Annotated in this window: 7 protein-coding genes; 2 read left to right on the top strand and 5 right to left on the bottom strand. The window is 46.0% G+C overall.

From position 1 onward, the window contains the following. Positions 1 to 228: 228 nt before the first annotated feature. From JMX92_RS10555 to JMX92_RS10535, 5 genes are all read right to left on the bottom strand, one after another. Positions 229 to 846: a TerD family protein gene (locus JMX92_RS10555; RefSeq protein ID WP_011959375.1), complete on the bottom strand. Its 618-nt coding sequence runs from the start codon at positions 844 to 846 to the stop codon at positions 229 to 231. A 56-nt stretch (positions 847 to 902) separates the two neighbouring features. Next, entirely contained in the window at positions 903 to 1,655 is a 753-nt protein-coding gene (locus tag JMX92_RS10550; RefSeq protein ID WP_011959374.1) for a TIGR00266 family protein, read from the bottom strand. 91 nt (positions 1,656 to 1,746) lie between these two features. Continuing rightward, entirely contained in the window at positions 1,747 to 2,322 is a 576-nt protein-coding gene (locus JMX92_RS10545) for a TerD family protein (protein ID WP_201545542.1), read from the bottom strand. A 300-nt stretch (positions 2,323 to 2,622) separates the two neighbouring features. Further along, on the bottom strand, positions 2,623 to 3,711 hold the full coding sequence (locus tag JMX92_RS10540; protein ID WP_011959372.1) for a DUF475 domain-containing protein: 1,089 nt from the start codon (positions 3,709 to 3,711) through the stop codon (positions 2,623 to 2,625). Positions 3,712 to 3,865: 154 nt separating this feature from the next. After that, a complete protein-coding gene (locus JMX92_RS10535; protein ID WP_011959371.1) occupies positions 3,866 to 4,441 on the bottom strand; it encodes a TerD family protein in 576 nt (191 codons plus the stop codon). Positions 4,442 to 4,788: 347 nt separating this feature from the next. Between JMX92_RS10535 and JMX92_RS10530 the strand changes: the two genes are divergently transcribed. Together JMX92_RS10530 and JMX92_RS10525 are read left to right on the top strand one after the other, a co-directional pair. Further along, positions 4,789 to 5,538: an SDR family oxidoreductase gene (locus JMX92_RS10530; RefSeq protein ID WP_227675350.1), complete on the top strand. Its 750-nt coding sequence runs from the start codon at positions 4,789 to 4,791 to the stop codon at positions 5,536 to 5,538. Positions 5,539 to 5,742: 204 nt separating this feature from the next. Further along, a complete protein-coding gene (locus JMX92_RS10525) occupies positions 5,743 to 8,397 on the top strand; it encodes an ABC transporter permease (protein WP_201545540.1) in 2,655 nt (884 codons plus the stop codon). Positions 8,398 to 8,682 lie beyond the last annotated feature (285 nt).

Here is an 8,682-nt window from a genome sequence, read left to right as displayed (position 1 = left end):
TGTCTGGAATCCTTTTATGCGTCTCATTAATAGCGTCTTGTAGTCTCATAGTAAAATAGCCCATCTACTTATTAGATGGGCTATTTTATTACTTTTATTGAGTTTTTGCCTTAACTGACTGGCATTACTGACCTAGGTCAGCGTTTTTTTATTAGTTAGCATAAGTTATGGGTTATCTATAGTGCCCGACCCTAGCTTTAGACATGGGCTGGGGTTGGGCACCAATAATTAGGCGTGAGGGGTAATCGCTGGCATTAAGTCATTAAAGGTGCGGCCACTGGCCACTTCACCAATGGCATGCATCTTCCACTCACCATTATGGCGATAAACTTTGGCCATAATCATAGCGGTATGATTGCCTTGAGAGGACAAGTTATAGCGCGCCACCTCAGCATTGTTACCTGCATCGACGATACGGCAATAAGCGTTTTCAACGGTAGAGAAGTTCTGACCGGTAAAGCTATTGACCGTAAACACCAATGACTTGACATGGGCTGGGATTTTGCTCAAATCCACATTAATGACCTCATCATCACCATCACCGGCACCCGTGCGGTTGTCACCGGTGTGCAAGATACTGCCATCTTTAGAGCGCAGTTGATTGAACCAGATGGCATCAACTGGCTGCTTGTTATCATCAAACATAATGCATGAAGCATCCAGATCAATGCTGTCACCGCCGCCTGACCCACCGCCACCAAATAATGCGCCTAAAAAGCCGCCTTTTTTTGCAGGGGCAGCAGAGCCGGCAACATCCCAGCCTAAGCCCATTTTAATTTGAGTTAGCGTACCACCGGCTTCTTTGCTCAGTGAAATCTTTTGTCCTTTTTGCAGATTAACTGCCATGTTACTTATCCTTGATATATGAATTTATGCAGGCGTGATGGCTGTAAATGTCAGCGTTATAAAATATTATCTAAAAATCCGCCACTGCCACCGCGTCCGCCTGAGCTACTGCCCAAAATGCTTTGTACCCAGCCTCGATAGGTGTCTCGGTTACGTGAACAGATGATGACCTTACCTTGACCTGAGAAATTTAGCACCATCCCCTCGCCACTGGTGACGGAGTTGATGATATTACTCATAAAGCCTTTTTTCTTACTGGTTGAGACCGATAAACTGTACTGCAGATTAGAGTCCCAGCACACCACATGACCATTGTCGATGACCACATCTTTGCCGGGCGTCACCTCAATCTCAAATAAAGAGCCAAAGCCTGAGACCACCAGCTGACCTTGGCCTTGGGTCTGCATCACCACAAATCCGCCGGTGTCACCGAATACCGCACCACCTAAGTTGCGCTGGATATTGGCCTTTACTTCAACCTCTCGGGTAGCTGCCACAAAGGCGCCATCACTTAATGTATATTGCTGAGGGCCAATATCCAAAATCTGCATGTCACCATCTAAGGTGGGGGCCAATAAGCAGTCCCCTTCCCCATTTGTGGCAGCAATCTCTTGTTGAAACAGTGATTCATCATTGGCAAATCGGCGCATCAAAGACTGCATCAGACCGCCTTGCAACTTACCCTTTAGCTCAAGATTATTCTCCATCATAACCATCGCATTGGCTTCACAATAAATAGAGTCTCCAGGCTTTAAATTACAATGTAAAAATGGCTCAATTGTGCCAATGAGACTAAAGGTTGCCGCCATGATACTGTCCTTTTACGCCGTTCTTTTACTCAATTGGCTTAGACACAGGCAGACACCTCTCTAAGCGTTTATCTATCTGCTGACTCGTGTATTAAATCGCAACACCATAAGAGGCCGCTAATGGACCTAGACCACCGCTGAAACCTTGACCGACTGCACGGAATTTCCACTCACCGTTGTGGCGATAGATTTCACCAAAAATCATAGCGGTTTCGGTGCTGCCATCTTCTGATAGATCAAAGCGAGCAATTTCAGTCGCGCCATTGTCGTTCACTACACGAATAAAGGCATCGGCTACTTGACCGAAGTTTTGGTTGCGGGCTTGACCTTCATAGATAATGGCACAAACCGCAATTTTAGACACATCGCTAGGCACACGAGTTAGGTCTACTTTGATGGCTTCATCATCACCATCACCTTCACCCGTGCGGTTGTCGCCTGTGTGCTCAACTGAGCCATCACCTGATTTTAGGTTGTTAAAGAAGATAAAGTCTTGGTCGTTACGTACTTTACCTGCATCGTTTAATAAAAAGGCGATGGCATCTAGATCGAAGTCTTGGCCGTCTGTGGCGCGTGGATCCCAGCCTAAGCCGATGGTGATATTGGTAAGACCAGGGGCTTCTTTTGATAAGTTAACGTTGCCGCCTTTGGTTAAGCTAATAGCCATGATATTGTCCTTTATTGTTGTTTAGGGGTTATTTAATTTGTTATCGCTTATTAATAAGGATTAACTTCGCTCACGTGTGATGCTGCCCGCATTCAAAGTACTCAAACGGTAGACTTTAAAAAACGAGAGCCGAAACTCTCGTTAACTATACTAACTGACTGGCCGATAAGCAAGACGATTTACCAAAACCCTAAAGGGCTGTTAGACCCTGTTATAAAGCCGTCTTTATTGCGCTTCATGGCATCCATGTTTTGGGTGTCTATCACTTATCGATCCATTACCTCTACTCAAACAAAGCGCTTAGATTTTGCCCGCTTGCTCCAGCTTTTTAAATCTAATAGAGGCCACAACTGCCCAAGCAATAAAGGCAATACCAATTAGACCAGTTACAATCTCTGGCACGTGGAACTTCATAGACAGCAGCATAATCACAGCTAGTGCCCCAATGGCATAATGCGCACCGTGTTCAAGATAAACGAACTCATCAAGCGTCCCTTTTTCGACCAAAAAGATGGTCATTGAACGCACGAACATGGCACCGATGGCCAGACCCAACATGATGATAATCACATCATTGGTAATGGCAAACGCACCAATAACGCCATCGAAACTAAAAGACGCATCCAGCACTTCAAGATATAAGAATCCGGCAATACCGCCCTTCATCACTGCGCTACCCACGTTACCCGAACCGTTACTTGAGTTGGCAACGGTGCCATCTTCTAACGCTTCTTCAGCCTCTTCTAAGTCGCCCTCAAGCATACCTGAGACCACTTGAACACCTAGGTACACTAAGATACCCCACACACCGGCTATTAACACCGCTAGGGTTTGTTCTTCATGAACCCAAGACAATGAAATCATTAAAATAGCCAGCGCCACAAACACGCTCATGGCATCCACTTCACCAAACTTCGCCAGACGTCTTTCTAGCCAATCAAACCAGTGCACGTCTTTGTCATCAAACAAGAAGTTTAAGAACACCAGTAGTAAGAACATGCCACCAAAGGCGGAAATCTCTGCATGGTGCGCCATCAATTTGGCTGAGTACTCTGTTGGGTTGTATAAAGCTAGGTTGATAACATCCATCATACCCATGTCAGCGGTCACTGCCACAATAACAATAGGGAACACCAGACGCATACCAAATACCGCGATTAAAATACCGACGGTTAAAAATATCATTTTCCAAAACTTGTCCCAATGCTTAAGCACTGAGGCGTTGACCACCGCATTATCAAAAGATAAAGAGATTTCCATCACTGCCAAAATAGCCGTAATGGATAAAGCAGAGATCAGCCCGCCCATACCGCCATGCGAGTAGCCCCACCAGGCGGCCACTATTAGGGCAAGCGTTGTAAAAATAAAATCGAAATAAAAATGTCTCATTACCTATCCTGTCGTAAAAGCTTATTGTCTGTACTAGGTTCTTCAACCTAAAGATAGGCGTTCAAGTGACCCCTTTATGCGCTTATATGCAGCGCATAAAGGGGTTTCAGGGTGCGTATCTCTACCCACCTATAATCTAACCATGATAATGGGTTTAGATTACAACACCATAGTTTTGACACATCGCTTGTAAACCGCCGGAATAACCTTGTCCGACGGCGCGGAATTTCCACTCGTTATTATGCCGATATACTTCACCAAACACCATGGCTGTTTCAACAGAATAATCCTCAGCCAAATCAAAACGAACCACCTCTACGCCCGTCTCTTCATTGACCACACGGATAAAGGCGTTGGCAACTTGGCCAAAGTTTTGATTGCGTACTTGGGCGTCATGAATGGTGACGGTTACCACCACCTTGTCCACATCTGCAGGCAGGCGAGACAGATCTACTTTGATCACCTCATCATCACCATCACCTTCCCCAGTACGGTTATCACCGGTGTGCTCAACGGCGCCGTTGTCTGACTTTAATTGGTTATAAAAGATGAAGTCATGATCGCCGCGCACACGTCCTGTATTATTTAACAAAAATACGCTGGCATCCAAGTCAAACTCAGCACCTGATGTCGCTCTTTCATCCCAGCCTAATCCAACTAAAAGTTTGTTTAAATTAGGGTCAGTTTTTGTCAGGGATAAGTTCCCGCCTTTACTTAACGATAACGCCATAACCATATCCTTATATACTGTCGTTTATTATCAGTGATTATCTTTACACTAAGCCTAATGCCCCTGATACTGGGTCTGATAGATGGGTCTGTGCCCAACGGCAAGCCACAGGCTCAGTGCACGCTTTATGATGGCCTATCGTAACGTTTTAAGGGCTCAATAAGCAAGGCTAATAAGCTTAAATGCTAACTAAATAATACAATTTAAATTAATAATATAGCCCCCACTGTCACCACATGGTAGGCTCTAATACCCTCTAGCGTTAACTGTTGGCTAAACCAAATTTAGGCCAACAAAATACCTGATACTGTAGTACAGTTTAAGTTTTTATCGGGATGCTGATGCTCATGAGCTATAACAAAAATATTCTACTTATCGGTGGCACCAGTGGCATAGGCAAAGCACTCCTTGAACGGCTCAGTACCGACCATAAAGTCACAAAAATATTTGCCACTTATCACCGCCATAAGCCTGATAAAAATACGACAGGTAAGGTGGTATGGCTTAACATGGATGTCCGAGAAGAGGGCAGTATTAAACAGGCAATTGCTGATATCAACCGTCAAACACAGCATATCGACTGGGTCATCAATGCCGTAGGCTTATTGCATACAGATACCAATCAACCTGAAAAAGCCGTAAGGCAGCTTGATGCAGAGTTTTTTTTACAGAACATGACGCTCAATGCCCTACCCAGCTTATTGATTGCTAAACACATTAAATCCTTATTAAAAGCGGGCACCCCCAGTGAATTGCATCCGGCTATTTATGCCACTATTTCAGCACGAGTGGGCAGTATCAGCGAGAATGAATTAGGCGGCTGGTATAGCTATCGAATGAGCAAAGCGGCATTAAACATGGGTATGAAGACCCTATCCATTGAATGGCAGCGCACGCTAAAAAATGTTTGCGTCGCTGTCATTCAGCCAGGCACGGTTGATACCCCTTTATCCAAGCCCTTTCAGGCCAATGTGGCCAAAGACAAACTATTTACGCCTGATGCGTGTGCAAAGCATCTACTAAAAGTGTTGAATGAATTAACGGTAGAGGACACCGGCTGCTTTATCGATTGGGCTGGTAAAACCATCGCCTGGTAACTTAGAGAGATGCTAACTGAGAAAAATCATAGCTCGGCAGTTAATAAGCGGCGGTCATTCAACAAATTAATACAGTCTGTCACCCTTACACTGCTTTGGCTGTAATAAAGCCACTGACGTTAGGCGTTAAATTAGCTAGCATAGTGTTACGACGCCTTATTTTATAACCCATAACCTCCTCAATAGATAATCAGTTGCGCCCTTATGACCTCACACACCACGCCGACGCCATCCTCAAAGCCGTTAAACCCTTATAATAACCTAGGTAGCAAATCTGTACAGCGCAGTTGGTGGCGCAGCTGGATATATCCATTGCTGTTTTTATTGGCCATGGTGCTGTCACTATCGACCTACCTGACCCTCGACTCTATTCAGCAATCAGTACGTGATTACGTGACTGACAATCAGCGCGCTTTGGTCGGTGGTGACTTGATCTTGGAGAGCAAGCAGGCGTGGACACCACAAGTTTTACAAAAGGTTGAGCAGTTTGAGGCGCAGTCTGCTGACCAAAAAGTGGTCTACGATTATCAGTTTAATGCCATGATCTCGAGTGTATCTGAGCCAAAGGCTGCTCAGACGCTCACCCAAAATCAAGTTATCCATCACGCCGCTGCTGAATCTGCAGCACATACCCTCCTTGCCCGTATTAAAGCCGTATCTTCAGACTATCCCTTGTATGGTGAGGTGGAGCTGGCCTCGGGCAAACCCTTGTGGCAACAGCTGACCCCGCATAGCGTGGTGGTCGAGACCCAAGTATTGACTGGGCTTCATCTTAAGATAGGCGATACGGTCAAGATTGGAGAGGGATTATTTACCATAGCCGATGAACTGATCACTGAGCCAGATCGCCCGTTGACTGCCTTTGGGTTTGGGGCACGGGTACTGATGGCCGACACTGATTTGGCCATTACTGGTCTAATGGGACAACGCAGCCGAGTCGATTATCAGATTGAACTTGCCGGCTCTGAACCGGCCATTGTTGATGAAAGACAACAGCTTGAGGCGCTATTGGGCGATACCTCCGAGGTTAAGATTACCGATGCCAATGAGGCGGATACCTCAGTGACCCAAGTGTCCGATAATGTGCTGATGTTCTTAAAACTGCTGGTCATCGCGGTGCTGTTTTTATCCGCGGTGGCGCTACTAAGTGTGGTCAAAGCCTTTGTGAGTTTACAGCAAAATGCCAATGCCATACGCCGTGCTCTAGGCGAATCTATTAGCGACATCAAGCACAGCTACTACCGTGTATTCATTGCCATGGCGGTGTTGGCTTGCCTCGTCTCAGGCCTCTTAAGCTTGGGTATGCTAAAAGTTGGGGCTCAATATCTGACTGCCATACTGCCGCCGGATGTAAATCTGTCGATCAAGCTGATTAGCTTGATAAAAATCAGCATAGTTGCCCTAGTTATTACCTTATTGGTAGTGCAGCACAGTCTTTATTCGGTCATGCACACCAAGCCATCTGCTGTCTTAAAGCAAGCCACCGCTAACAGCCGTCAGCATCCGCCGATTTATTGGTATGGTTTGGTGTTGCTGGCAAGCTTTGGGCTAATGGCCTATGAATTTGGCTCATTATTAAATGGGCTACAAGTACTGGGTGGTATGATGCTGCTGGCTGCCAGCTTTTGGCTGATAGGTAAAGGCTGGCTGTGGCTGTTGGCAACGCTTGCCAGCAATGGCTTATTTGGCAAAAAAAGCGGCTGGATGGTGCGCACGGCCGTGCACAATTTATCACGTAAAGGCAATCAGTCCGGACTGTTCTTTGTGACCTTAGCGCTATCGGTGTCGGTACTGTCGATGATTACTCTGCTTAATGACAGCCTAAATACCCAGTTTGTTAAGGCTTATCCAAAGGATGCGCCTAACTTATTTTTTCTCGATATCCAAAGTGACCAGCACTCAGCGCTAGACAGTATGATTAAAGCGCCCATCACCTATTATCCAGTGGTGCGTGCACGTGTCAGTGAGGCCGGCGGCGTGCCTGCAGCCGATATTGTCGTACCACAAAGCGAGGGCGATGACCCCACTCGGGTATTTAATTTAAGCTATGCCGATTCAGTGATGGAGACGGAGTTTATTACCGATGCGGTTCATCCCAATCAGCTGTATGCGCCACTTGATAAGATGGCCACTGAGGCAGGTGTGGTGCCCTTGTCCATCTTAGATGGTGCAGCCGAGCTATTAAATGTGGGCCTAGGTGATCAGGTGGCTTTTAACATTCAAGGTATCGAGATTGTCGGTCAAATCACCAGTATTCGGGAGCGCTATGAGCGTGGCCCAAGCCCCTTCTTCTACTTTTTATTTCAGCCTGAAATGCTGGCCGATGCGCCGCAAATTCAGTTTGCCACTGCCAGAGTTGACAGTGCGCAAATTCCGCAATTACAAACTGATCTTGCCCGCAAGTTCCCTGCCATTACCACGATAGATGGTGGCGCCATTGCTAAACAGGTACAAGGTTACGTCAGTCAAATGAGCCGTCTGGTGCAGGTGTTTACGCTACTGGCGATTATTACCGGTATTATGGTGCTTATTACCTCACTGCTGTCTACGTCTCAAGACCGTTTGCGTGATAGCGCTTCATTTCGATTATTGGGGATGCAGACGGCAGATTTGTACAAAATTAACATGCTGGAGATTGGCCTACTTGGGGTGAGTGCTGGGGTGTTTGCTGTGGTGCTTGCCAGTGCTACGGCTTATGTACTAATTACCGAGTGGTTTAATCTGCGCTTTAGTGTACCGTGGTTAAGCTTCGGCATTGGCGGCTTGATGTTAGTCGCTGTGCTAATCATCATTGCGGTAAGCTATGTGCGCTTGGTGATTGGGCGTGGTATTATGGCCAGAGTACGAGAGATGGTTTAATAACTAAAGACATCCCTCAAAATATTTTTAGAGGCACTATTAAAGTAAAGCTTAGTGTTATCTAAGCGCTTATTATCATCTAAGCGCCAAAAGGCTACCGGCATCAGTCATGCAGGTAGCCTTTTTTATGGCGTCTTTTATTGTGCTTTTACAGCTTTTGCTATGCCCTAACGTTCTGTGAGCTTACGATTGACAGCCCAATATCACTCCATTTAGCCCGCCTAGTTAGACCCTTTGTTATTTGGCAAGTCACTTGTTAATAAGTCAATATATCCTTGATGCCGC

Origin of the sequence: Psychrobacter sp. H7-1, from assembly GCF_904846585.1 — a bacterium.
Classification (GTDB): Bacteria; Pseudomonadota; Gammaproteobacteria; order Pseudomonadales; family Moraxellaceae; genus Psychrobacter; species Psychrobacter raelei.
Note: the sequence above shows the minus strand (reverse complement) of the source record. Positions and strands in the feature narration are given on the sequence as shown.

Bases quoted from the DNA above. Each gene is read 5' to 3' on its own strand.
- JMX92_RS10530 (WP_227675350.1), top strand. From the start codon at position 4,789: ATGAGCTATAACAAAAATATTCTACTTATCGGTGGCACCAGTGGCATA.
- JMX92_RS10525 (WP_201545540.1), top strand. From the start codon at position 5,743: ATGACCTCACACACCACGCCGACGCCATCCTCAAAGCCGTTAAACCCT.
- JMX92_RS10555 (WP_011959375.1), bottom strand. From the start codon at position 846: ATGGCAGTTAATCTGCAAAAAGGACAAAAGATTTCACTGAGCAAAGAA.
- JMX92_RS10535 (WP_011959371.1), bottom strand. From the start codon at position 4,441: ATGGCGTTATCGTTAAGTAAAGGCGGGAACTTATCCCTGACAAAAACT.
- JMX92_RS10550 (WP_011959374.1), bottom strand. From the start codon at position 1,655: ATGGCGGCAACCTTTAGTCTCATTGGCACAATTGAGCCATTTTTACAT.
- JMX92_RS10545 (WP_201545542.1), bottom strand. From the start codon at position 2,322: ATGGCTATTAGCTTAACCAAAGGCGGCAACGTTAACTTATCAAAAGAA.
- JMX92_RS10540 (WP_011959372.1), bottom strand. From the start codon at position 3,711: ATGAGACATTTTTATTTCGATTTTATTTTTACAACGCTTGCCCTAATA.